The organism is Bradyrhizobium sp. WSM2793, assembly GCF_000379585.1.
Taxonomy (GTDB): domain Bacteria; phylum Pseudomonadota; class Alphaproteobacteria; order Rhizobiales; family Xanthobacteraceae; genus Bradyrhizobium.
In genome coordinates this window covers 71,961-94,706 of sequence record NZ_KB902775.1, presented here as the reverse complement: position 1 = coordinate 94,706, position 22,746 = coordinate 71,961, and the positions used below count along the sequence as shown (strand labels likewise).

General features: G+C 65.0%; 25 protein-coding genes. 9 read left to right on the top strand and 16 right to left on the bottom strand.

What is annotated here, in order from left to right:
* The first annotated feature begins 103 nt into the window (after positions 1 to 103).
* A complete protein-coding gene (locus tag A3AS_RS0110570; protein WP_018317564.1) occupies positions 104 to 718 on the top strand; it encodes a cupin in 615 nt (204 codons plus the stop codon).
* A 50-nt stretch (positions 719 to 768) separates the two neighbouring features.
* On the opposite strand, the gene A3AS_RS43385 is transcribed toward A3AS_RS0110570, so the two are convergent.
* Both A3AS_RS43385 and A3AS_RS0110550 read right to left on the bottom strand, forming a co-directional pair.
* Positions 769 to 1,470, bottom strand: a complete 702-nt coding sequence (locus tag A3AS_RS43385; protein ID WP_018317563.1) for a Crp/Fnr family transcriptional regulator — start codon at positions 1,468 to 1,470, stop codon at positions 769 to 771.
* 17 nt (positions 1,471 to 1,487) lie between these two features.
* A complete protein-coding gene (locus tag A3AS_RS0110550; RefSeq protein ID WP_018317562.1) occupies positions 1,488 to 1,721 on the bottom strand; it encodes a hypothetical protein in 234 nt (77 codons plus the stop codon).
* A gap of 159 nt (positions 1,722 to 1,880) precedes the next feature.
* Here A3AS_RS0110550 and A3AS_RS0110545 point away from each other — a divergent pair, with 159 nt between their 5' ends.
* Positions 1,881 to 2,618: a Crp/Fnr family transcriptional regulator gene (locus A3AS_RS0110545; protein ID WP_018317561.1), complete on the top strand. Its 738-nt coding sequence runs from the start codon at positions 1,881 to 1,883 to the stop codon at positions 2,616 to 2,618.
* Between the two features lie 114 nt (positions 2,619 to 2,732).
* Here the strand turns inward: A3AS_RS0110545 and A3AS_RS0110540 are convergent, their stop codons facing one another.
* From A3AS_RS0110540 to lptF, 9 genes are all read right to left on the bottom strand, one after another.
* Positions 2,733 to 3,452 (bottom strand): Crp/Fnr family transcriptional regulator, encoded by a 720-nt coding sequence (locus A3AS_RS0110540; protein ID WP_018317560.1) that lies wholly within the window; start codon positions 3,450 to 3,452, stop codon positions 2,733 to 2,735.
* A 339-nt stretch (positions 3,453 to 3,791) separates the two neighbouring features.
* Positions 3,792 to 4,028 carry a hypothetical protein gene (locus A3AS_RS0110535; protein WP_018317559.1) on the bottom strand — a complete coding sequence of 79 codons (237 nt, stop codon included), beginning with the start codon at positions 4,026 to 4,028 and terminating at the stop codon, positions 3,792 to 3,794.
* 69 nt (positions 4,029 to 4,097) lie between these two features.
* Positions 4,098 to 5,156 (bottom strand): alcohol dehydrogenase, encoded by a 1,059-nt coding sequence (locus tag A3AS_RS0110530; protein WP_018317558.1) that lies wholly within the window; start codon positions 5,154 to 5,156, stop codon positions 4,098 to 4,100.
* A gap of 72 nt (positions 5,157 to 5,228) precedes the next feature.
* The gene (gene rsmA / locus A3AS_RS0110525; RefSeq protein ID WP_018317557.1) at positions 5,229 to 6,086 is read right to left on the bottom strand and encodes a 16S rRNA (adenine(1518)-N(6)/adenine(1519)-N(6))-dimethyltransferase RsmA; all 858 of its coding nucleotides are present in this window, start codon (positions 6,084 to 6,086) and stop codon (positions 5,229 to 5,231) included.
* Complete coding sequence (gene pdxA / locus A3AS_RS0110520; RefSeq protein WP_018317556.1) at positions 6,083 to 7,123, bottom strand: 4-hydroxythreonine-4-phosphate dehydrogenase PdxA; 1,041 nt, start codon at positions 7,121 to 7,123, stop codon at positions 6,083 to 6,085. Before pdxA ends, rsmA begins: the two co-directional genes overlap by 4 nt.
* Entirely contained in the window at positions 7,123 to 8,058 is a 936-nt protein-coding gene (locus A3AS_RS0110515) for a SurA N-terminal domain-containing protein (RefSeq protein ID WP_018317555.1), read from the bottom strand. Before A3AS_RS0110515 ends, pdxA begins: the two co-directional genes overlap by 1 nt.
* 69 nt (positions 8,059 to 8,127) lie before the next feature.
* A complete protein-coding gene (locus A3AS_RS0110510; protein ID WP_026201870.1) occupies positions 8,128 to 10,617 on the bottom strand; it encodes an LPS-assembly protein LptD in 2,490 nt (829 codons plus the stop codon).
* Complete coding sequence (gene lptG, locus A3AS_RS0110505; protein ID WP_018317553.1) at positions 10,617 to 11,714, bottom strand: LPS export ABC transporter permease LptG; 1,098 nt, start codon at positions 11,712 to 11,714, stop codon at positions 10,617 to 10,619. Before lptG ends, A3AS_RS0110510 begins: the two co-directional genes overlap by 1 nt.
* Positions 11,711 to 12,880 carry an LPS export ABC transporter permease LptF gene (gene lptF / locus A3AS_RS0110500; protein WP_018317552.1) on the bottom strand — a complete coding sequence of 390 codons (1,170 nt, stop codon included), beginning with the start codon at positions 12,878 to 12,880 and terminating at the stop codon, positions 11,711 to 11,713. The genes lptG and lptF overlap by 4 nt, the downstream gene beginning before the upstream one ends.
* Before the next feature lie 339 nt (positions 12,881 to 13,219).
* On the opposite strand from lptF, the gene A3AS_RS0110495 reads away from it, so the two are divergent.
* The 3 genes from A3AS_RS0110495 to A3AS_RS0110485 all read left to right on the top strand — a co-directional run bounded on the left by A3AS_RS0110495 (position 13,220) and on the right by A3AS_RS0110485 (position 15,830).
* Positions 13,220 to 14,719: a leucyl aminopeptidase gene (locus tag A3AS_RS0110495; protein ID WP_018317551.1), complete on the top strand. Its 1,500-nt coding sequence runs from the start codon at positions 13,220 to 13,222 to the stop codon at positions 14,717 to 14,719.
* A gap of 6 nt (positions 14,720 to 14,725) precedes the next feature.
* Positions 14,726 to 15,178: a DNA polymerase III subunit chi gene (locus tag A3AS_RS0110490; protein ID WP_018317550.1), complete on the top strand. Its 453-nt coding sequence runs from the start codon at positions 14,726 to 14,728 to the stop codon at positions 15,176 to 15,178.
* A 166-nt stretch (positions 15,179 to 15,344) separates the two neighbouring features.
* Positions 15,345 to 15,830 (top strand): hypothetical protein, encoded by a 486-nt coding sequence (locus A3AS_RS0110485; RefSeq protein ID WP_018317549.1) that lies wholly within the window; start codon positions 15,345 to 15,347, stop codon positions 15,828 to 15,830.
* Between the two features lie 56 nt (positions 15,831 to 15,886).
* Here the strand turns inward: A3AS_RS0110485 and A3AS_RS0110480 are convergent, their stop codons facing one another.
* Both A3AS_RS0110480 and A3AS_RS0110475 read right to left on the bottom strand, forming a co-directional pair.
* Entirely contained in the window at positions 15,887 to 16,351 is a 465-nt protein-coding gene (locus A3AS_RS0110480) for a hypothetical protein (RefSeq protein WP_018317548.1), read from the bottom strand.
* A 25-nt stretch (positions 16,352 to 16,376) separates the two neighbouring features.
* Positions 16,377 to 16,745: an antibiotic biosynthesis monooxygenase gene (locus tag A3AS_RS0110475; RefSeq protein ID WP_026201869.1), complete on the bottom strand. Its 369-nt coding sequence runs from the start codon at positions 16,743 to 16,745 to the stop codon at positions 16,377 to 16,379.
* Positions 16,746 to 16,843: 98 nt separating this feature from the next.
* On the opposite strand from A3AS_RS0110475, the gene A3AS_RS0110470 reads away from it, so the two are divergent.
* Both A3AS_RS0110470 and A3AS_RS0110465 read left to right on the top strand, forming a co-directional pair.
* Positions 16,844 to 17,314, top strand: a complete 471-nt coding sequence (locus A3AS_RS0110470) for a MarR family winged helix-turn-helix transcriptional regulator (RefSeq protein WP_018317546.1) — start codon at positions 16,844 to 16,846, stop codon at positions 17,312 to 17,314.
* Between the two features lie 160 nt (positions 17,315 to 17,474).
* On the top strand, positions 17,475 to 18,443 hold the full coding sequence (locus A3AS_RS0110465) for a tripartite tricarboxylate transporter substrate-binding protein (protein WP_018317545.1): 969 nt from the start codon (positions 17,475 to 17,477) through the stop codon (positions 18,441 to 18,443).
* A gap of 95 nt (positions 18,444 to 18,538) precedes the next feature.
* Here A3AS_RS0110465 and A3AS_RS0110460 read toward each other — a convergent pair whose 3' ends face one another.
* The 3 genes from A3AS_RS0110460 to A3AS_RS0110450 all read right to left on the bottom strand — a co-directional run bounded on the left by A3AS_RS0110460 (position 18,539) and on the right by A3AS_RS0110450 (position 21,105).
* Positions 18,539 to 20,401 (bottom strand): ABC-F family ATP-binding cassette domain-containing protein, encoded by a 1,863-nt coding sequence (locus tag A3AS_RS0110460; RefSeq protein ID WP_018317544.1) that lies wholly within the window; start codon positions 20,399 to 20,401, stop codon positions 18,539 to 18,541.
* Positions 20,402 to 20,453: 52 nt separating this feature from the next.
* Positions 20,454 to 20,627 (bottom strand): hypothetical protein, encoded by a 174-nt coding sequence (locus tag A3AS_RS48250; protein ID WP_018317543.1) that lies wholly within the window; start codon positions 20,625 to 20,627, stop codon positions 20,454 to 20,456.
* Positions 20,628 to 20,847: 220 nt separating this feature from the next.
* Positions 20,848 to 21,105 (bottom strand): hypothetical protein, encoded by a 258-nt coding sequence (locus A3AS_RS0110450; protein ID WP_018317542.1) that lies wholly within the window; start codon positions 21,103 to 21,105, stop codon positions 20,848 to 20,850.
* Between the two features lie 313 nt (positions 21,106 to 21,418).
* On the opposite strand from A3AS_RS0110450, the gene ndk reads away from it, so the two are divergent.
* Together ndk and A3AS_RS0110440 are read left to right on the top strand one after the other, a co-directional pair.
* A complete protein-coding gene (ndk, locus tag A3AS_RS0110445; RefSeq protein WP_018317541.1) occupies positions 21,419 to 21,841 on the top strand; it encodes a nucleoside-diphosphate kinase in 423 nt (140 codons plus the stop codon).
* A 41-nt stretch (positions 21,842 to 21,882) separates the two neighbouring features.
* Complete coding sequence (locus A3AS_RS0110440) at positions 21,883 to 22,743, top strand: TerC family protein (protein WP_018317540.1); 861 nt, start codon at positions 21,883 to 21,885, stop codon at positions 22,741 to 22,743.
* Positions 22,744 to 22,746 lie beyond the last annotated feature (3 nt).

Sequence of the window (22,746 nt, the reverse complement as noted above, 5' to 3'; positions counted from 1 at the left end):
AGGCATCGCTAGAGAGATCAGAGTGGGGCCTGCTGCCGATCAAGCCCGTTCGCCTGGAAACTTCTCACCTCCGCCGTCGTTGAATCGTGGCTGAGGACAGGCCATGCCGATCAAGGACCAGATCAAGAATCTCGCCAAGAAGCTCGTGGAGGAGCATCCCGATGCGGCAACGCTGCGGGCGCTGGTGCGGGCCCGGAAGCCGGCAGCCATCCGTTTTCGCGACGATGGCATCGTGCCGAACAATCCGCGTTTTCCGGTGTTGCTCTATCGCGGCGCGGTCAATCTGAAGTCCAGGCGCTATCCCCCTGATGTCATCATCGACACGCTGTTCGATACAAACGGCTGGGGCCGGTCGTGGCGGGACACCGTGTATGACTTCGTCCATTATCATTCGCGGGTCCACGAAGTGATGGGCGTGGCGCGCGGCACGGCCAGGCTCGAGTGCGGCGGCGTCAAGGGACGCGTCCTCCGCGTGAAAGCCGGAGACGTTCTGGTGCTGCCCGCCGGCACTGGACACCGGCTGATCGAGTCCAGCCGGGACTTTTGCGTCGTCGGAGCGTATCCGCAGGACGGGACGTACGACGAGTGCACCGACACGCGCGAGCGTCCCGATGCCGTCAAGCGCATCGCCAAGGTCCGCAGGCCGAAAACGGATCCCGTCCTCGGCCGCGGTGGTCCGCTGCTCACATCATGGCGGACCGCGCGGCCGCGATCGTGACGCGAGGGAGAGCGGTCCGCTCACCCATCCTCTGCGCTCGCCCTCCGCGCTCAGGTCAGATAGTCGGGCGTGAAATCGGCAAGCCTGCGCAATTCTTCAGGCTGCAGCAGCTCGATCTCGCTGCCCTCCCATGCGATCAACCCGCGATGCCGTAGTTCCTGAATGGTGCGGTTGACGTGCACGATCGACAGGCCACAGGCATCGGCGACGTGGCGCTGCGTCATCGGCATCTGGAAACAGGCGTCCTTGAGAAGGCCGACGATCTCCAGCCGCGCCGCGAGCTCGCAGATCAGATGCGCGACCTTCGGCAGGGCCGCCTGCGCGCCGAGGCGGGCGATCCATTGCCGCGAGATCGCCGCATCGATCAGCGTCTCGCGCCAGAACGCGCGGGTCAGATGGATCGAGCCGTCGAGCAGCTGGCGGAGCTGGCTGTGTGCGACGTAGCCGACGATGGTCGGGCCGAGGCCGACGAGATCCGCATCCATCGGCGTGACCAGGAGCGTGTGCAGGCAGGGCATGTCGCCGGGAACGTGGAACGCGAGGATCTGGCTGCGGTCGCCGACGATGCGGGCCTGGTAGAGAAAGCCGCTGACGACGAAGACGCAGCGCGAGGCGGCCTCGCCCTGACGCAGCACGATCTCGCCGTCCGCGACCTGGCGTAGCGTGGACGGCAGGCCCGCGATCTGCTGGCGTTCGTCCTCTGACAGGCCTTCGATGGCCTGGAGACGCGCGATGAACTTCGGATGCGGCATGAGTCTCGTGGCGCGCTTCAGCGCTCTCGCGGCGCGTCGATGAAGCGCCGCGAAAGCTTTGCGATGGTCCAGTCGGAGACCTCAGTGCTGCGGAACTCGCGGATGGCGTGGGCGAGTTCCTGATCCGACATCGGATGCGCCGGCTCGCGTAGCGTGCCGTTCTTGAAAGCATCGCTGATGCAGTCGATGTGTTCGCTGGTATCGGATGCGAACAGGCCGCGGATGCGCTCCAGGATCGTCGTAGGACTCATGAGAAGGGCGGGCTCGGTTGGTGGTCGAGGTGATGGTGTGGGTGCGACCCGAATGATCGCAAACGGATTAGCAACCAGTGCGTCCGTCTCGCGTTCTAGTCCGCTGAACCAGGGCCAGAAGTATCATTTGATAGATCCGGCGCGATTTTTGGTGGTCTCATGGAAAAAGCCCACGACGTGCTGATCCGGAACCTGAGCGAGCACACCGCGCTCACCGGGGAGGATCTCGACGAGATCCGCGCGCTCACCTTCACGCAGCGCGATGTCGCGCCCAACGAGGATTTCATCCGCCAGGGCGAGGAGCCTGAACATTCGGCGCTGGTCGTCTCCGGCATGGTGGCGCGTTACCATCTGCTCGGCAGCGGGGGACGGCAATATCTCGCGTTCCATATCTCCGGTGACCTCCCGGACTCCCAGGGCCTGTTCATCGACCAGATGGACCATGGGCTCTCGGCGCTCGGGCACGCCTCGGTTGCCTTCATCCCGCATCGCGAATTGTTCATAGCCTTCCGGCGCCGTCCCACTTTCGCGCTCTCGGTCTGGCGCGAGACGTTGCTCGATGCCTCGATCTTTCGCGAGGCCATCACCAACAACAGCGCCCGGCCGATGCAGGCGCGCATGGCGCACCTGTTCTGCGAGCTGTTCTACCGCGCCCGCGCCGCGCAGCTCGTCCGCGGCAATCGCTTCCGCCTGCCCATCAGCCTGGTGCAGCTCGGCGAGACGCTCGGCATGGCGATCGCGACCGTGAACCGGACGCTCGCTGACCTCAGGCGGGGCGGCACCATGGATCTGCGCGACGGGGAGCTCATCGTCCTGAAATGGCGCGAGCTGCAGCGGCTCGGCGATTTCAGCCCGGCCTATCTGCATCTGAAACGCCAGTCGCCACCGGAGGGGTGAGGCCGCAAAGATGCTAAAGCATGATCCGGAAAAGTGCGCAGCGGTTTTCCGAAAAGATCATGCTTGAACAACAAGCTAAAGCGGGATGACGATGCATCCTGATCGCATCGCGCTTTAGCCATCGGCAGGTGACGCTCCGCCCAGCACCTCGTCAAAGTGCTTCCTCACCCAATCATTGCAGCAGCAGGCTCTGGCTTCGAGCGCTGTCCCGTCGAGGATCAGGATGGCGCCGCGGCGGGTCGCGAGGATGCGCCTTGCCTTGAACATCTGGATGACGCGGCTGGCATAGCTGCGGGAGACGCCGAGCATGCCGGCGAGCTGCTCGTGGGTGAGGGGGATCTCGGCGCCGCCGATACTCTCCTTCGCGGAGATGATCCACTTGGCGGCGCGCTGCTCGATCGAATGCGCCGCGTTGCAGGCCGCCGTCTGCAGCAGCTGCGCGAATTGGCAGTCGGCGTAGCGCGAAAAGACCTCGTGGAGCGTGGCTGACCGCTGCTGTGCCTGCTCGAGCGCGCGCAGCGGCAGACGGACGAGGCTGCCGCCCAGTTTCACGACGATGCGTGAATAAGCCAGCGAAGGGTTGCGGCCTGCGGCAATGCCCACCGCACCCTCGCGGCCCACCAGCAGGCTTTCGACCTCGCGATCGTCCTCGACCGGCACGGCGAACGACACGAGTGCGGGACCGCAGGGAAAATGCACCGCCGCCACGTCGTCGCCGGCGTGATGCAGAACGTGGCTCGCCGCGAGGTCGACCGGCTGAAGGTGAGGCGCGAGCAGTTCGAAATCCTGGTGGGTGAGCTGCCGGAGCAGATCGTTCGGGGGCCGACCGGTCACAGTTGCGTCTCTGGGCTGGCCGGGAATCGGCGCCAACCCGACCCTACGTTTCCGTGGCGGAACCGACGGTTCCAAAGTGCACACAAGCCGCCGTTGCATAGTTGAGATGCTGGCGCGCGGGCTTTGCGGACTTCCGGAAAGTTGGGAGCGAGGCTGCATGCGTGCGCTGCCCGGCAGCGTTGATCTGGCGAGGTCTGTTCAGGAGTGAACATAGCGGGCTTGTGGATTGGCGTAGCGTGCGGCGCGGAGCGCCGTACTCCGTGCGCTTTGCCCGAGGACCGCCGGCCTCAATCCGCCAGAACGCCGCTGGGCCGGCGGCCCGAGGGGCGGCGAAGATCATCAGCCGAAGCGTGCTTCGCGATCCCACGAGGATCGGCGCAGCGCCGCGTGCGCGCGATAGGCGTCGATCGCCTTGTTGGCGAGCATCAGCTGCCGGCGTTCGCCGGTTTTGAGCTGACCTTCGATGGCGTCGAGAATGACGTTGGCGCTCTCGTCCGGCGGGCCGAGCTCGCCGCTCTGCTCCAGGCAGCTCCAGGCGATGAAGAATGCGCTTTCGACGGTGCAGCGAATGGACATGCGCTGCCAACGCGGCGGGGCCGCAGGCGTTCCGTCACGCGGGCCCAACTTGGGGCCCGCGCGCGCGGCTCAGTTCTTCAGCACGATGCGGCCGACGACCTTGCCGGCGCGAAGCTCGTCGATCCATTTCTGGACGTCGCGCATCGGCTCCTCGCGCATCGGCGTCGGCTTGATCTTGCCGGCGCGCGCCAGGGCCATCAGCTCCTGCGCCTCGTTGAGCGTTCCGACCATGAAACCCTCGATGGTCATGCGCTTGTAGACCCATTGCACCATCGGCAATGTGAACTGGCCGCCCATCAGGCCGGAGACCACGATCTTGCCGCCGCGCGCGGCGACCGCGACCGCAAAGGCCATCGACTTCTCGTTGCCGGCGAAATCGACGATCTCGTCGAAGCCGCCTTCGGTCTCCTTCAGGATGCGCTTGATCACGTCGGGCTCGGACGGATCATAGGCATTGGCGGCGCCGTTGTTCAGCGCGGTCTCGCGCGCGGCTGGCGACAGGTCGGCGACCGTGATCGGCTGCTTGAACATCGCCTGCGCGAACGACAGGCCCATCATGCCGACGCCGCCGAGGCCGATCAGCAGCAGGTTGCGCTGGCGCGGGCGGTCGACCAGGCGCTTGAGCGCGCCATAGGCGGTGACGCCGGAGCACATCAAGGTCGCGGCCTGGTTGACGGGCAGGGGATCGTAGTCGAGCAGATATTTCGCGTCGGGCACCAGCACGTGGGTGGCGAAGCCGCCGTCGATGGAGACGCCGAGGAAGCGCTGCTTGACGCAGAGATTCTCGTCGCCATTGGCGCAGTCGCGGCACTGGCCGCAGCCGATCCAGGGGAAGACGGCCTTCTTCGCGCCAATGAGGCCGGCCGGCACGTCGGGGCCGACTTCGTCGACGACGCCGGCGATCTCGTGACCGAGCGTAAAGGGCAGCGTCATGCCGCGCGTGGTGTCGAGCTTCTTGCCGCCGCCGAGGTCGGCATAGCCGTCCTGGATGTGCAGGTCGGAATGGCAGAGGCCGCAGCGCTCGATGCGCACCAGGACTTCGCGTCCTTGCGGCTTGGGCGTGTCGACGATGGTCTCGCACAGCGGCGCATCGAACTTGACCAGGGACTGCCGACGCATCAACGCCATATTTCTTCCTCCGAAATTATCTCATTGTTTGAGCATGATCTCGTTCGGAAAACCGCTTCACACTTTTCCGGATCATGCTTCTTCGGTTCGTATATTGGCCAATTCACGGGCCATGGCAACAAAGCCGGATATCGGAACGGTCTCGGCGCGCCGCGTCGCATCGACGCCGGCGGCGGCGGCGAGCCGCGCGGGATCGACGCCGAGCGATTTCAGGCTCTGCCGCAACATTTTCCGGCGCTGACCGAAGGCGGCGGCGGCGACCTGTTCGAGCAGCCTGCGATCGCAAGGGAGAGGCTCGGCGCGCGGCGTGAGGCGCACGACGGAGGAGGTGACCTTCGGCGGCGGCACGAAGGCGGAAGGCGCAATGTCGAACAGGATCTTGGTCTCGCAGCGCCAATTGGCGAGCACGCCGAGCCGGCCATAAGCCTCCTCGTCCTCGCGCGCGACGATGCGCTCACCGACCTCGCGCTGGAACATCAGCACCATCATGTCGTACCAGGGCGGCCAGGGCTCGGTGGTGAGCCAGCCGATCAGGAGCTGGGTCGCGATGTTGTAGGGCAGGTTGGCGACGATCTTCGCGCGTTCGCCATTGAGCAGCGGGCGGGGATCGAAGGTCATGGCATCGCCATGCACGATCTCGAGCCTGTCAGGATAGCGCGCGGAAATATCCTGCAAGGCCGGGATCGCCCGCTCGTCATGCTCGATGGCGATGACGCGCTTCGCGCCGAGCGCAAGCAGCGCGCGTGTCAGCCCGCCCGGGCCGGGGCCGATCTCGACGATCGTGGAATCGTCGAGCGGCGCTGCGGCGCGCGCGATGCGGGCGGTGAGATTGAGGTCGAGCAGGAAATTCTGGCCGAGCGATTTGCGCGCCGACAGCGCGTGCTGGCGAATGACCTCGCGGAGCGGCGGGAGGTCGTCGATCGCGCTCATCGGCTTTGCGAAGCCGCCATGCGGCTGGCCAGCTGAAGCGCCGCGATCAGGCTGGCCGGATTGGCCTTGCCGGTGCCGGCGATGTCGAAGGCGGTGCCGTGATCGGGTGAGGTGCGGATGAAGGGCAGGCCGAGCGTGACGTTGACGGCGTCGTCGAAGGCGACGGTCTTGATCGGGATCAGCGCCTGGTCGTGATACATGCAGATTGCGCAGTCATAGGTGCTGCGCGCGGCCTCGTGGAACATGGTGTCGGCGGGCAGCGGCCCCCTGGTCTCGATGCCGTCGCCACGCAACACCTTAAGCGCCGGGGCGATGATCGTCTGCTCCTCGTGGCCGAGCGAGCCGTCCTCGCCGGCATGCGGATTGAGGCCGGAGACCGCGATACGCGGCTGCGCGATGCCGAAGCGCGATTTCAGCTCGGCTGCGACGATGCGCACGGTCGAGACGATCAGCTCGCTGGTGAGCTCTGCCAGCGCATCGCGGATCGAGACGTGGATGGTCACGGGCACCACGGCAAGCCGGGGCGACCACAGCATCATCACCGGCTGCGGCACGCGGCCGCCTTCCGCGGCGAGCTCGGCGAGGAATTCGGTGTGGCCGGGATGACGGAAGCCTGAGCGGTAGAGCACGCTCTTGGCGATCGGATTGGTGACGACGGCGCCGGCGCGGCCCTCGCGGACATCGGTGACCGCCTGCCGGATCGAGGCGAGCGCGGCCGGCGCGCTCGATGCGTCGGGCTTGCCGGGCTCGGCGGTCGCGCGCTCGCCGGTGGCGACCACGGGGAGGGCATCAGCGAAGGCCGAAGCGGCCTCGCCGGGGCTCACCGCCGCGGTCCTGACGTCGGCCCCCATCGCGGCGGCCAGCGCCTTGGCGCGCCGGGCGATCAGCGCCTCGTCGCCGAGCAGATAGAAGGCGGGCAGGTTCAGTTCACGGCGCCGGAGCCAGGCTGCGATCGTGATGTCGGGGCCGATGCCGGCGGGCTCTCCCAGGGTCAGGGCAAGGGGAAGGCTATGCGGTTTGGCTGCGCGATTGGCCATCAGCGGTTGCGATATTCGATCATCGCCGCCTTGCGGAGCTCGTCGAGATAGGCCTTCTGGGTCTTCTCGTACTTCTCCTGATACATCTTCTCGCGGACCTCGCGCTTCTTCGGCGTGTCGATCATTGTCGGCTTGCGCGAGCACAGCACCACCATCTCGATGCCATTCTTGGTCATCTCGGGCGCGGTCAAATGGCCGATCGGGGTGTCGTCGAGCACCTTGCGCAGCGCTTCCGGCAGCTCCGCGGTGGTCTTGGTGACGCTGTCGCGGATGGTGGCGTTCGGCGTCGAGCGGAACAGCGAGTTGGCCTCCTCGCAGCTTCCGACGCGCGCGCGATAGCTCTCGGCTTCCTTCTTGCGTGTTTCCAGGAACGCCGCGGACGAGCCGCGCGGCACGATCAGCACGATCGGCTGCATCTTGTATTCGGTGCCCTCGATCTGGAGCTTGTCGCCGGTCTGGGCCTGCACGGCCTGCGCGACGTCGCGCTCGCCGACCAGCAGCTTCTCCTTGAAGCGGCCGCGCACCAGGCTGGTCCAGACCATCTCGGCCTTCATGCGGCCCTTCAGCGTCTCGGGACGGACGCCTTTGGATTCGAGCGACTTGGTCAGCTGGTCCGGCGTGATGCGCATGCGCTGCGCCATGCCTTCGTAGGACTGGTTGATGTCGGAGATGCCAGGGTCGACCCCGTACTTCTTACCCTCCTTCATCTTCACCTTGTCGTCGATCAGCTCGTTGATGACCTCCTGCCGGCTCGGGGTCTTCTGCGTCGTCAGCTGGTCGAGCTTGGAGCGCTGCTCGATGTCGAAATCGGTGATCGGGTCGCCGTTGACCATGACCACGATGTTCTGCGCGCGCGACGGCGAGGGCAGTCCGGTCAGGACCAGTCCGGCAGCGATGGTGAGGAGGAGGCGGAAGACGGGCAATGGGGTCGTCATGATTGTCGCTCGCATGTCAGCCGCGTCGAGCCTGTGATGGGGGCAAGCGCGGCCGGCACTTCAAACCGTTCACTGGAGGCCGGCGGAACTGCTGGTCGTCGACGAGGTCGCCAGCGTGCGCAGGCCGATCTGGAACATGAACGCATGGCTCAGCACGGGCGGCGCGGTGCCCGCCGAATAGCTATACGAAGTTACGTAGTTCGCCGCCAGCACGAAGCAATCGTCGACATAGCCGGCACCGAGCACATACTGGTTGATCTTGTTGGCCTCGAGGTCCCACCGCGCCGAGCCCGACACCACCCAGTTGGTCGCGACCTTTATGGAGCCCGAGGTCAGGATGCCCTCGCGGCGGGTCAGATAGCCAAGCTCCGGCTGCGCCGCGTAGCTGCCGTACAGCACGCTGACCGCCCAGCGATTGAAGTTGGCGCGGCCTTCCGCCTCGAAGCGCTGCACGTTCCAGGTCTGCTCGTCCATGCGGGAGCGGACGCTGAACGTGTAGGTGCTGTTGGGCGAGTAGCTGGCGCTCGCGACGTAATCGGAACGCGGCTTGTCCAGGCCGGAATTGAGGCCGGTATTGATGGGGTCCTGGACCGCGAAGGAGTTCATGCCGAACAGCTGGTAGGACTGGCCGAACAGGGCCTTGACGGCGCCGCCCTTGTCGAACTGCGTGGTGGACTGCACGCCGACATTGGCGCGGCCGCCGCCCTCGACGCGGTCGTAGCCGGAGAACTTGTCGACGCTGAACAGGTTCGAGGCGTCGAACACCATGCTCTGGGCGTCCTCGTTCGGGAGCTTGCCTGCATAGGTCTCGTTCGGCCGGATGATGATCTGCGCGATCGGCTCGACGGTGGTCGAGCCCCAGGGCTGAACGTTGATGAAGGGGTAGCGGTATTCCAGGCCCACGGTCGGCATCAGGCGGAACGCCTGGGTGTCGCCGATGGGAAGATAGTTCGACACGCCCGGCTGGTTGGAGACCGAGGAGTTGATCGCGTCGGCGCGCAGGCTGGCGAACGGCGTCCAGATCTGGCCGAGCGGATCGGTAAAGGATTTGCGCCACTGCGCCTCGGCCGTGAGGCGGGTGTAGGTGCCGGGGAAGCCGCGCAGCAGGCACTGTGACGGCGTGCGGGCGAGCGGATCGGCCGACGCCGTCGTGCACAGGCTGTTGGTGTTCGCGATCGTGGTGATCGGATCGAACACCGCCTGGTCACGCGACAGGTTCACGAAATTGGTCTTGTAGCTGAACTCGCCGCCGAACACCGGATAGTTGAGCACGTTGGAGTAGTCGATCACCGGATAGACGATCGGCACCTGGCTCTGGTTACCCGAATAGCTCAGCCAGTACATCGTGCGCGCGTCGAAGAAGCTGCGATTGCCGACGCCGGTCAGGTAGAGCTGCGACAGCGCCTCCGTCGGCAGCAGCAGGAACGAGCCGAGCGGATCGCGGTACTGGTAGAGCCGGTAGTCCGAGAAGAAATAGTAGTCGGACATCAGGACGCCGTCCCAACCCCAGACCCATTTGTCGTTCAGCGCGAACTGACCCTTGGTGTCGACGGCGCCGCGGAACTGCTTGTCGCCGGGCTGCCCGGCAAACGCGCCGGGATCGAGCTGGTCGATGCCATAGGCGCGGATCTGGTAGGCGCCGTCGATCAGGCGCTGCCGGAATTCTCCCTGCAGCAGCACGCCTTGCCGCGACAAGAAGCGGGGGTTGATGGTCGCGTCCATGTCGGGCGCGATCGCCCAATAATAGGGAACCTCGACGCCATAACCCGTGTTCGACGTGCCGGAAACATAGCCCGGCATCAGGAAGCCGCTCTTGCGCTTCACGGTCGGGTCGGGCGTCGAGAAATAGGGCATGTAGGCGAGCGGCACACCGAAGAATTCGATCTGCGCCGTCTCGAAATACAGCATCTTCTCCTGCTGGTCGTGGATGATGCGGGCACCCTTGACCTGCCACAGCGGCGGCTTCTTCGGATCGTCCTTACACGGCGCGCAGGCCGTGTAGACGCCGTTCTCGAACACCGTGTAGTTGCCGCTGGAGCGGTCGGCGCGGCTCGCGGCCATGCGGGTCTGGTCGGCGGTGTCCACACGCAGCGAATCGACGAAGCCGTCGCGGTAATCGTCGGAGAGATCCATGATCTCGGCATAGGTGATCTTGCCGTCGGCATCCGTCATGCGGATGTTGCCTTCGGCATGCAGCCGCTTGGTCTTCTGGTCGTAGATGACCTTGTCGGCCTCGACGCTGGTGCCGTTGTAGAACAGCTGGACGTTACCGACCGCGGAGACGCGCGAATTGTTGTAGTCGTAGTCGACCTCGGTCGCCTGAACCAGCATCTGGTTGTCGTTGGCTGCTTTCGGCGGCTTCGGACGTGGCGGCAGCGGATTATAGGTGAAGCTCTGGGCCGAGGCGGGGGCCACGGCGGCAACGTCGATCAGCGCGCCGAGCGATGCCACGGCAGCGACAGCCATCATGAGCCTGCGAAGAGACAAGCCGGACCCGTTCGCGCGCATCACGATGCGGCGCGTCAAACGAGACACGGGTCCTCGATGGACGGCAGTCACTAACCGTCCTCCTGGTACAACAAGGCCAAAAAGCCGGTGAGGCCGCCCACCACTACGGGCAACCACGCCGCAGCGATCGGATGCATCAACTCAGCCTTGCTCAAGTCTTCAGTCACTTTCGACAGAACGTAGAGCAGAAAGCCTGCGCCCACGCCACTCAAAACCATCTTCTGCACGCCGCCCATCCGGAAGAAGCGCAACGACACGGAGGCCGCGAGCATCACCATTGCCGCAAGCAAAAACGGCTGTGCCAGAAGCTTCTGATACTGGAGTCGGTATCCGGCTGTCGCGAAGCCTGAGCTTTCGGATGAGCGGATGTAGCTCGGTAGTTGCCAAAAGGACACAGTCTCGGGGGTGGAAAAGCTGTTGCGGACCTGCGCCTCGGTGAGCGTCGTTGGAATCTCCAAGGTGGCCTGGTCGATCGGTGGGGAGTCCAGCGAGAAGCGGCGAACGGATTTGAACAGCCAATGGCCGGACTCCAGTGTCGCCTCGCGCGCCTCGATCCGCTCCTTGAAGTGACTGTCTGTGTCAAAGCGGAACAGCGTCAGGCCGGTGAGTCGGACGCCCTGCTGCTCGCTGCGCGCGGCGTTGATGATGGTCTGGCCGTCGCTGGTCACCTGATTGAGCCAGAAGCCGGAGGCGTCCTGGATGCCGCCGCCGGGCGCCGAGCCGAACAGCTCGGCTTCCATGCGCTTGGAGAGCTCACGCAGATTCGCCGACATCGGATTGTAGGCGACGGTTGCGATCACCCCGATCAGGAGCGCGCTGCCGAGCGCCGGTGAGATGAACTGCCATGCGGAGATGCCGGCGGCGCGCGCAACCACGAGCTCGAGCCGGCGGGAGAGGGCGAGATAGCAGGTCATGGCGCCGATCAGCATGCAGAACGGCGTCAGCTTCTCCAGCAGTTGTGGCACCCGGAACAGCGAGGTCTCGGCCACCATGAGCGCCGAGGCGGACGCCAGCCCCGAGGTCTTGCGCACCATCTCGATGTAGTCGACCAGCACCAGCAGCAGGAAAATGCCCAAGAACACGCCGAGCGCCGCGACCACGAAGCGGCCGGCGAAATAGCGTCCGAGTGTGTTGGTGAGCATGCTCATGCGGTGGCCGGCCGTCCGAACAGCCGCGCGATGCGCGCGTTCGACCTGTTGATGGCCTCCATGAGGCCAGGGGGCGGCTCGACCACAACGCCGCGGATGATCATCCACAGCCCGATGCCGATGGCGCCCATGACCATCGCATATTGCACCAGCACCGGGCTCGGCGATTTCACCGCCATCACCGAGCAGGCAAAGCCGGCCATGCGCAGGCCGAACACCGCAACGACCGAAGTGCCGATCGAGAAATTACGGCTCTGGCGGGTGGTGCGGGGCGCACCGAGGAAGGCGAAGGTCAGCACGGCGAAGGCGAAGGGATAGATCGGCGCGAGCAGGCTGTCATGCAGGGCCGAGCGGAACTGGCCGGGGATCTGCTTGTAGACGGGGTCGTTATCGGACGGCGCAAGCAGCTCCCAGAGATAGCGCTCGCGGATGCCGAGGGTGACGTCGCGGCCCTGGTTGGAGAACTTCGACATGTCGAAGCCGTAGCGGCCGAAGGCCACCAGCGCGGGATCGCGCTTGCCCGCCTCGAAGCGCTGGAGATTGCCGGTCTCCAGCACCAGGAACGAGCCGGTCTCGTTCTTAACGACCTCGCCGTGCTCGGCGACGATCGAGACGCGCTCGTTCGGATCGCGGCGGTCGTCGATGAAGATGCCGGCAAGGATGCCGCCGGGCTGGCGTTCGCGAATCCGGATCGTGAGGTTCTTGTCGAGCTGGGCGAAGCGGCCGGGCTGCAGGATGTTGGTGAGCACGTCCGCGGTGATCTCGGCATCCCACTGCTTGATCCGCCGCATGCCGTCGGGGGCGAGATAGGCCGCTATGAACGCAACCAGCAGCGCCACCACGCAGGTGGCGTAAAAGAACGGATAGAACAGCCGGAACGGCGACAGGCCGGCGGCATTCATCACGATGATCTCGGAATCGGTCGCGAGCTTGTTCAACGTGTGCGAGATCGCGATCATCAGCGCGATCGGCGAGATGATCAGGACCAGGGCCGGCACGACGAGGCTGGTGATGCCCAGGAAAGTGAGGATGGTCTGACCCTGGCTCGTCATCAGGTCGATGCCGCGCAACGCCTGCGTAATCCAGATCACGCCAGTGAGGCTGACCAGGATCAGCGCAAACGACGCCAGCGTCGTGCGGAAGATATACCTATCGATCGACCCCATGCGCTACCGCACGAATCCCACCAAGTCCCCAATGTCGGCCGAAACTCCGCTGTCCAACCAATCCCCGATCAGGGGATCCCCAAGGTTGGCCAGCGCCTCTTCCGCCAGCTCACTCTCTCACTACCATCCCTTTGATCCGTCAACAAAATGGCTGCCGCGTGGCACCCTCAATATATGGTTAATATTTCGCTCGTTGTGACCTTGAGGCCACGGGGGGTGCTTGGCATCTGCCGGGGCGCTGGCCCATAGTGCAGATGGCTCAGTGAATCGCCGTTCATGTCCGGCCCTGGCCAGGGACCGTGAGCAGCAAAAAGACCAAGTTTTTTGAAGGAGTTACCCATGTCCGATGCCATCAAGGTCGGCTTTGTCCCGTTGTCTGCCGCCGCCCGTGGCATCATGGTCGTGTTCTGCGACGATAGTCTGAAGGTTGGTCCGGCGACGGCCAAGGCGCTGGGCGGCGCTATCGAACTCGTGAAGCGAGCGGCCGCCGCCGCCGCCTTCAAGGGCAAGAGCGGGGCAGCGCTCGACATCCTGGCGCCGGAAGGGGTCAAGGCCACCCGTCTGCTCGTGATCGGCGCCGGCAAGGCGGCCGGCCTGAAGGCGAACGATTTCCTCAAATTCGGTGGTGTGGCGGCGGGCAAGCTTGCCGCCGGGGCGGCCGCCATGACGATCATGGCGGAACTGCCCAGTGGCGCGATGACGAGCGAGCAGGCGGTCGCGATCGCCTCGGGCCTGCGCCTGCGCGCCTACAAGTTCGACCGCTACAAGACGAAGAGGAAGGACGGCGAGGAGGGCGGCTCGCGCGCCGACATCTCGCTGGCGGTCGGCGATGCCGCTGCCGCGAAGAAGGCGTTTGCCTCGGCCGGCCACGTCGTCGACGGCGTGATCATCGCGCGCGACCTCGTCAACGAGCCGCCGAACGTGCTCTTCCCCGAGGAATTCGCTCGCCGCGCCAGTCAGCTCCGCAAGCTCGGCGTCAAGGTCGAGGTGCTCGACGTCAGGGCGATGCAGAAGCTCGGCATGGGCGCGCTGCTCGGCGTCGGCCAGGGCTCGGCGCGGCCGAGCCGCACCGTGATCATGCGCTGGGACGGCGGCAAGAAGGGCGAGGCGCCCGTGAGCTTCGTCGGCAAGGGCGTCTGCTTCGACACCGGCGGCATCTCGATCAAGCCAGCCGGCAGCATGGAGGACATGAAGGGCGACATGGGAGGCGCGGCCTGCGTCGTCGGCCTGATGCACGCGCTTGCCGCGCGCAAGGCCAAGGTCAATGTGGTCGGCGCCATCGGCCTCGTCGAGAACATGCCCGACGGCAATGCGCAGCGGCCGGGCGACATCGTCACCTCGATGTCGGGCCAGACCATCGAGATCATCAACACCGACGCGGAAGGCCGCCTCGTGCTGGCCGACGTGCTCTGGTACGTCGCCAAGAAGGTGAAGCCGAAATTCATGGTGGATCTGGCGACACTGACCGGCGCGATCGTGGTCGCGCTCGGCACCGAGCATGCCGGCATGTTCTCCAACAATGATGAGCTCGCCGAACGCCTGCTGGCGGCCGGCATCGAGAGCGGCGACAAGGTCTGGCGCATGCCGCTCGGTCCCGAATACGACAAGCTGATCGATTCCCAGTTCGCCGACATGAAGAACACCGGCGGTCGCCACGGCGGCTCGATCACCGCCGCGCAGTTCCTGCAGCGTTTCGTCGATGGCACGCCCTGGGCCCATCTCGACATCGCCGGCACCGCCATGGGCGCGCCGAAGACCGACATCAACCAGAGCTGGGCAAGCGGCTATGGCGTCCGCCTGCTCGACCGTCTCGTCGCCGACCATTACGAGCGTAAATGATCTGAGATGACCGAAGTCCTGTTCTATCATCTGCAAAACATGACGGTGGAGAACGTGTTGCCGCCGCTTCTCGAGAAATCGCTCGAGCGCGGATGGCGCGTCGTGGTGCAGTCGACCTCGGAAGAGCGCGCCGATGCGCTCGACGCGCATTTATGGACCTACCGCGACGATTCCTTCCTGCCGCATGCGACATGGCGCGTGAACGATGCCGCCGATCAGCCGATCGTGCTGGCGATCGAGGAGGGCAATCCCAACGGCGCCCATGTCCGATTCCTGGTCGACAATGCGGCCTTGCCGCAGGACGCGCAGGGTTATGCGCGCATGGTGCTGCTGTTCAACGGCGACGATCCGGATGCACTCGCGCTTGCCCGCAGCGCCTGGACGGATTGCAAGGAGCGGGGATTTGATGTCACCTATTGGCAGGCCGACGAGCGGGGCCGGTGGCAGCGCCGGAATTAGGGGTCCTTCGCAATTAATGATAATTTGCACTTTTCGGGCGATGCTGGCTTTTGTCACCTTCGTGCCGCAAAGTGATGTTGGGACAATCGCTTAGGGCTGGTCCTTCACGCGGGGAATTTGGTTTATCGTGCGACATCAAAAGCTTCCCAGGTCGCTTCTTGTTGCTTTGGCTGCCGCGGCTCCGCTGCTCGCCGGCTGCTCGGGCGCGTCCGATCTGCTGTCGAAGGACGCACAATGGTTCAACACGCCGAGCCGGCTGTTCATCAAGAACATCTCGATCGAATCCCCGCCGTTGACCCCCGACAAGCCGGTCGGAGCTGAGGATCTCGTCAGCGCTGACGGCGCCTGTCCCGGCATGGCGCCGCCTCCCGGGCCGGCCGATGCCAACGCATCGACGACGGCTCCGGCGCCGATGGGCGGTACGGTCGCGCTGGGCCATACCGAATGCGACGTGGTGCGCGGCATCGGCGCGCCATCGAACATCAATCTCTCCAATGACGCCGCCGGTCGCCGCGTTGCCGTCGTCACTTGGGCCACGGGACCGCGCGCCGGCATCTACACCTTCACGGCTGGACGTCTGTCGTCAATCGAGGGCAATCCCGATCCGCAACCAGCGCCGAGGGCGGTGAAGCCGAAGAAGAAGCACGCGTAGGCGGGACCGCCTGCGAGCGTGGCGGACCCGATCGAAAGCCGGGTTCGCGCGCGCCGTCAGAGCACCGGCAAGCGATCGGGCTGGCGAACGCGGAACCGGCTCTTCATGTTGAAGCCGTCGCGCATATTGAGGCCGAGAAGAGCGATGTTCATCGCGCCGGCCAACAATTCGAGAGTCTGTACCGCATAGAACGTGGTGTCGAACTCCGCGGCCTTCGCCTTGAATGCAAGAAACAACGCGGCAGGAATGAGAAGCAGGATGCCGTTGCCGGCGATGAACGGCATGCGCTTGATCTTCGCGCCGATCACGCCACCACGTCGTCCCTTTGCCAGGAAAAATCCTGAGCCTCCCGTCACCGCCAACGCCGGAACCAGCAACAGGAAGCCCCAGGGTATGGCCATTTTCACCGTGGCTATGCTCGCGTGCGACGCAAATAGCTCGGTGAGAGCCGTGGAGAGCCAGAAGGTCGCAATCGTCGTCAGCGCGACCGCGCCCGCGACTGGGTGGATGATCCTGGTCATCGGGGTCCTGCCGTTTCGAAGCGCGCTACGCCACACAGATGCCGGGCACGGCGACCTTTTCGAACAGGTGCGGAGAGGCGACGGCAGATGAGGGATAGGCTGCGATCTTCGATCTGAACTCAGGATGCGTGAATGCAGCTCGGAAGTGGGCCGTCGATTCCCAGACGGCATAGTTCAGATATGTCGGGCTATCGCCGATCGCGCGGTGAAGCTGGGTGGCAATGAAGCCCGGCTGCCGCTTCATGAAGGCTGCATCGTCCTGCCAAACCTGGAGGAAGCTCTGCTCGTCGGTCTTGTCGAGCGTGAACACATTCACCAGCACCGCAGGGCTGGTGTCGATGCCAAGCTGACGTTCGATGGGAAAGTTAGGGTCCAAAGGACGTAGGTGCGCCATGGCAGGCTCCATTCGATATGGCAATATGGTGTCAATGTGGTACTATACACACCTTAGATATTTGACATCATGATGTCAATAACAGTTTATGGTGACGGATGCCGAAATCCTTGCGAACGCCGGCCGGTGATGCGCTGTCGAACCTCGTGCTTGACCTGTTCCGGCTGAATAGCCTGCTCCTGACCGCAGGGGACCGCTTGGTCGCCCGGCTCGGGCTCACGAGCGCTCGCTGGCAGATTCTCGGCGCCATCGTGCACGCGGATCGCCCCCAGCCGGTGGCTTGGCTTGCCCGCGATCTGGGGGCCAATCGCCAGAACGTGCAGCGGATCGTCAATGACCTGCACGCGGAAGGCCTCGTTGCTTTCGAGGCCAACCCGCATCACCGCCGAGCGCAGCTTGTCGTTCTGACCGACAAGGGACGGCATGCTTTCGAAGCCGCCATGGCTTTGCAGGCGCCGTGGGTCAACGGCCTTTCGGAGGGGCTTCTGGTCAAGGATCTGCAAACCGTTCATCGCATTGTCGCGGCCCTGCGGACGAAGCTCGAGAACGAGACAGAGAGCCAGACCTAGCGCAGGGCGAGCGGGCGGAATTGACGGCAGCTCTTAGCGACATGTTCCCGGAACGCAGCTGCGGCCGAACAATTGCAGCACGCTCCTGATGAGCCGCTTTCCTGATGGTCTTGCGGCCAGGAATGCGCTCATATGGAGCCATAAAAATCTGGAGGAGACTATGCGGTTCTCGATTGCCCTCGTATCGGCTCTGCTTCTGCCGCTTGGCGCGGCCGTTGCCCAGGATTATCCGACGAGGCCCATCACCATGCTGGTTCCATTCGCGGCGGGCGGGCCGACCGACACCATCGCGCGCCTGACGGCCGCAGGCATGGGGAAGTCGCTGGGACAGCAAATCGTTGTCGAGAACGCGACCGGCGCCGGCGGCACCATCGGCACGACCCGCGCCGCGCGCGCCCAGCCCGACGGCTACACGCTGCTGATCCATCACGTCGGCATCTCGACCGCAGCGACGCTGTACCGCAATCTCAGCTATGACACGAAGACGGCGTTTGCGCCGATCGGCCTCGTGACCAACGCGCCGATGACGATCATTGCGCGTCCGGATTTTCCGGCCAACACGCTCAAGGAGCTGGTCGCCTACGCCCAGCAGCAGGGCGACAAGCTGACCTACGCCAATGCCGGGTTAGGTGCGGCATCGCATCTCTGCGGCATGCTGTTCATGACCGCGATCCAGAAGCAGCTCACCACGGTGCCCTATAAGGGCAACGGCCCGATCATGAACGATCTGCTCGGCAAGCAGATCGATCTCACCTGCGACCAGGCGACCAACACCACCGGGCCGATCACGGCCAAGCAGGTCAAGGCCTATGCGATCACCACCAAGGAGCGGCTGAAGAGTCTGCCCGATCTGCCGACGGCCGATGAGGCGGGCCTCAAGGGGTTCGAGCTCGGCGTCTGGCACGGCCTCTATGCTCCCAAGGGCACTCCGCCCGCGGTCGTGCAGAAGCTGACGGCCGCGCTGCAGACGGCGCTCAAGGATCCGGCGCTGATCGCCCGATTCAACGACATCAACACCGAGCCGGTGCCGCAAGACAAGGCGACGCCCGAGGCGCTCGGCGCGATGCTGACGAGCGAAGTCGACCGCTGGGCTCCGATCATCAAGGCGGCCGGGCAGTTCGCGGACTGAGCGGACAATCCCATGAAGAGTAGCTTGGCCAGCTACTTGATGCAGGGTGATTTATTACCGCTACTGTGCATGGGGTTGTTTTCCCAGATTTGGATTCAGCCCGCAGCCTCGTCGAACTGCGTGCTCGCCTCGAGCCACTGCTCCTCCGCGCGCGCCAGCGCATCGGCGGCATTGGCGCGCGCCTTTGACAGCTGTGCGGCCTGCTTGGGATCGCGCGTAAAAATGTCGGGCAAGGCGAGGGCCGTGTCGATCTTGGTGATGATGTCGCTGACGCGGGCGATCTCGGCTTCGGCTTCGGTGATGCGTTTCTTCAGCGAGCCGCGATTGTCGGGCCGCGCGCGCTGCGGTTTCTCGCTCGCGACACTGCGCTCGCGCGGCGCGGGCTCGGCGTTGCGCGTGGACAGCACCAGGCGGCGATATTCGTCGAGGTCGCCGTCGTAATTGGTGACGGTGCGGTCGGCGACGATCCAAAGCCGGTCTGCGCAGGCCTCGATCAGATAGCGGTCGTGCGAGACCATGATGACGGCGCCGGGGAATTCGTTGATGGCTTCGGCCAGCGCGGCACGGCTGTCGATATCGAGATGGTTGGTCGGCTCGTCCAGGATGATCATGTTGGGGCCGAAGAAGGTCGCAAGGCCCAGCAGCAGCCGCGCCTTCTCGCCGCCCGACAATTTGCCGGCCTTGGTGTCGGCCGCCTTGCCCGAAAAACCGATCGCGCCGGCGCGGGCGCGCACCTTGGCTTCGGGCGCATCGCCCATCAGCTTGCGGACGTGGTCATAGGCGGAGGCGTCCTCGTTCAGCTCGTCGAGCTGATGCTGCGCGAAATAGGCGATCGAGAGCTTGTCCGCGCGCGTCACCTTGCCGGAGAACGGCGCGAGCCTTCCGGCGAGCAGCTTGACCAGCGTCGACTTGCCGTTGCCGTTGGCGCCCAGCAGCGCGATGCGATCGTCATTGTCGATGCGCAGCGTGACGCGGCCGAGCACGGGCGCCGCGGGATCGTAGCCGACGGAAGCGTTGTCGACCGCGATGATCGGCGGGGACAGGATCTTCTCCGGCGCCGGAAAGCTGATTTCGCGCACGTCCTCGGTGACCAGCGCGGTGATCGGCTTCAGCCGCTCCAGCATTTTCACGCGAGACTGTGCCTGGCGGGCTTTCGAAGCCTTGGCCTTGAAGCGATCGACGAAAGCCTGCAGCCGGGCGCGCTCGGCTTCCTGGCGCTTGACCTGCTTGGCATCGAGCAGCTCGCGCGCGGCGCGCTGCTCCTCGAACGAGGAATAGGTGCCTTTGTAGAGCGTGAGCTTGCCGCGCTCCAGATGCAGGATCTGGTCGACCGAGCTTTCGAGGAGGTCGCGGTCGTGGCTGATCACGATCACCGTGCGCGGATAATGCGCGAGATGATCCTCCAGCCACAACGTTCCCTCGAGGTCGAGATAGTTGGTGGGCTCGTCGAGCAGCAACAAATCGGGGGCTGCGAACAGCGTCGCGGCGAGCGCGACGCGCATGCGCCAGCCGCCGGAGAACTCGGCGCAGGGGCGGAGCTGATCGGCGGCGGAGAAGCCGAGGCCGGAGAGGATCGCGGCGGCGCGGCTCGGCGCCGAATGCGCGTCGATGTCGACCAGCCGGGTCTGGATCTCGGCGATCCGGTGCGGGTCGGTCGCGCTCTCGGCTTCGGCGAGCAGCGCGTCACGTTCGAGATCGGCCTTGAGCACGACGGAGATCAGGCTGTCGGGTCCGTTCGGGGCTTCCTGGGCGAGGCTGCCGACGCTCCAGCGTGGCGGCAGGGTCACCGAGCCGTGCTCGGCCGCGAGCTCACCGCGGATCACCTTGAACAGCGTCGACTTGCCGGTGCCGTTGCGTCCGACCAGGCCGACGCGCGATCCCGGCGTGATCTGCACGGAACTCTGGTCAATCAGAAGGCGTCCGGCGAGGCGGAGGGAGAGGTCGGTGATGACAAGCATGCGGCGTTGTCACCGCAAGGCGCGTCGAACGCAACCCGTTTTTCTTAGCCGCTCAATGCGAGTCGCGGTCGCGCTGCCTCAGCTCGTTCATGAGCTGCTCGAGGTGGGTCGGGAGTTGAGGTTCGGGACGCAGGCTCTGCTGAAGCCGTTCGCCCACCGCATCGCAAATCGAGCGGCTGGTCCGCCGATCGATCTGTTCGCTGTCATTGGCAAAAAGGCCAGCCATCGCGCAGGTTCCGTGTGCTCAAAGTAAGGACACGGTACCAAGTCATTGGCCCCCAAAATGGTTTCGCGGTTTTTGGGGGAATGCCGGCATTCTCGTCAAAATTGTATGAATCCCGCAATATCCGCCCAAAATGCGAAGCCGCGGCGGGGGGATCGCCGGGGCTTCTCTTGGAAGGCAACCGTGGGGGGCGGTAGCCTTTAAGTTTAAGGTGCTGTCGGGCTCAGTAGCAGCGGTTGATCATCCGCCAGCGGGGTCCCCAGGGGGTCGGGACCAGCCGGCGCACATAGCAGCCGCCATAACCGTAGGAGACGGGGGCATAGAAGCGCGGTCCGCCCCAGCCGTGGCCGCGGTGCCAGCCTCCGCCGCCGCCGTGCCAGCCCGGGCCGCCACCGTGCCAGTGGGCGGAAGCCGAGGTCGGCGCCAGCGCGGCACCCAGCGCAACCGCAGCGACAGCGGCAAGCGAAAGTTTCCTCAACATGGTGATCTCCTCAAAACTGCCGGCGCGGGGGCATCCGCGTCGATGGAAAGGCCGCCGAAACGGTCCGCCCTGTGATCGGGCTCGGTTTCGATGGGGCCAACCCTACGCCGGCGAGGCTGAACCGAATCCTGACAGGGGCTTCAGATTGGGTTCATCTGGGTGAAATTGTCGTAATCCAGATTGAAACTGCAGGGGTCCGGTCCTGCGGCGAAGCGTCTGTGACGTCATACCGGCGGTCGCTTGCCGGATGGCAAAGGCGCCGATATAAGCCCCGCAACTCGACAACCACCGCTTTTCTTCCAAGGACAAGATTATGGCCATCGAACGCACTTTCTCGATCATCAAGCCCGACGCGACCGCGCGTAACCTGACCGGCGCCGTCAACGCCGTGATCGAAAAGGCGGGCCTGCGCATCGTCGCGCAGAAGCGCATCCGCATGACCAAGGAACAGGCCGAGACCTTCTATGCCGTCCACAAGGCGCGGCCGTTCTTCGGCGAGCTCGTCGAGTTCATGACCTCGGGCCCGGTCGTCGTCCAGGTGCTGGAAGCCGAGAACGCCATCGCCAAGTACCGCGACGCGATGGGCGCGACCGATCCGTCCAAGGCCGCCGACGGCACCATCCGCAAGCTCTACGCCAAGTCGATCGGCGAGAATTCCGCACACGGCTCGGATGCGCCGGAGACCGCCGCGATCGAGATCGCGCAGTTCTTCTCGGGCAACGAGATCGTCGGCTGATAAGCCGGCCGTAATTTAGAGACTGGGCGAGGGGACCTATTGTGAGCTGGCTCTGGCAGATCTTCGATCCCGCGACGATCGGGGCATTCTTCACCCAGTTTCGCAACGAGATGGCCGAACCGACCTTCTGGATTGCGGTCGGCAAGATCATCTGGATCAACATCCTTCTGTCCGGCGACAACGCGCTGGTGATCGCGCTGGCGTGCCGCGGCCTCTCGCCGCGACACCGGCTGTGGGGCATGATCTTCGGTGCCGGCGCAGCCGTGATGCTGCGGATCATCTTCACCGGCATCGTCGCGACACTGATGGAGTTGCCCTATCTCAAGCTGATCGGCGGTCTCGCCCTGATCGTGATCGCGGCCAAGCTCCTCGTGCCGGAGCATGACGAGGACGACGACGTCGACGCGGCCTCGCATCTGTGGCAGGCCATCCAGATCGTCGTGGTCGCCGACATCGTCATGTCGCTCGACAACGTCATTGCGGTCGCAGCCGCCGCCAATGGCAGCGTGCCGCTCCTGATCCTCGGCCTTGCCATCAGCGTGCCGCTGATCGTCGCCGGTGCGGCGCTGATCATGGCGCTGCTCGAAAAGCTGCCGGTGCTGGTCTGGGCCGGTGCTGCGCTGCTCGGCTGGATCGCGGGCGAGGTGATGGCGACCGATCCCGGTGTCGCGCCGAAGCTGCACACGCTGTTCGACGGTCCGTTCGGTGCCTCTCTCGACAGCATGCTCGGTGCCTTGCGCATCCCGCCGCAATTCGGCCATGGCGGAGCCGGCGGCGAATATTTCTGCGCCGCGCTCGGCGTCATCGTCGTGCTGGTGGTCGGCACCATCTGGCGCCGCCGCAAGCTGACCGCAGCGGCGCTGGAATCGTCCGAGCGCCACGCCCGGGCGTCGGCGGAGTAGGCT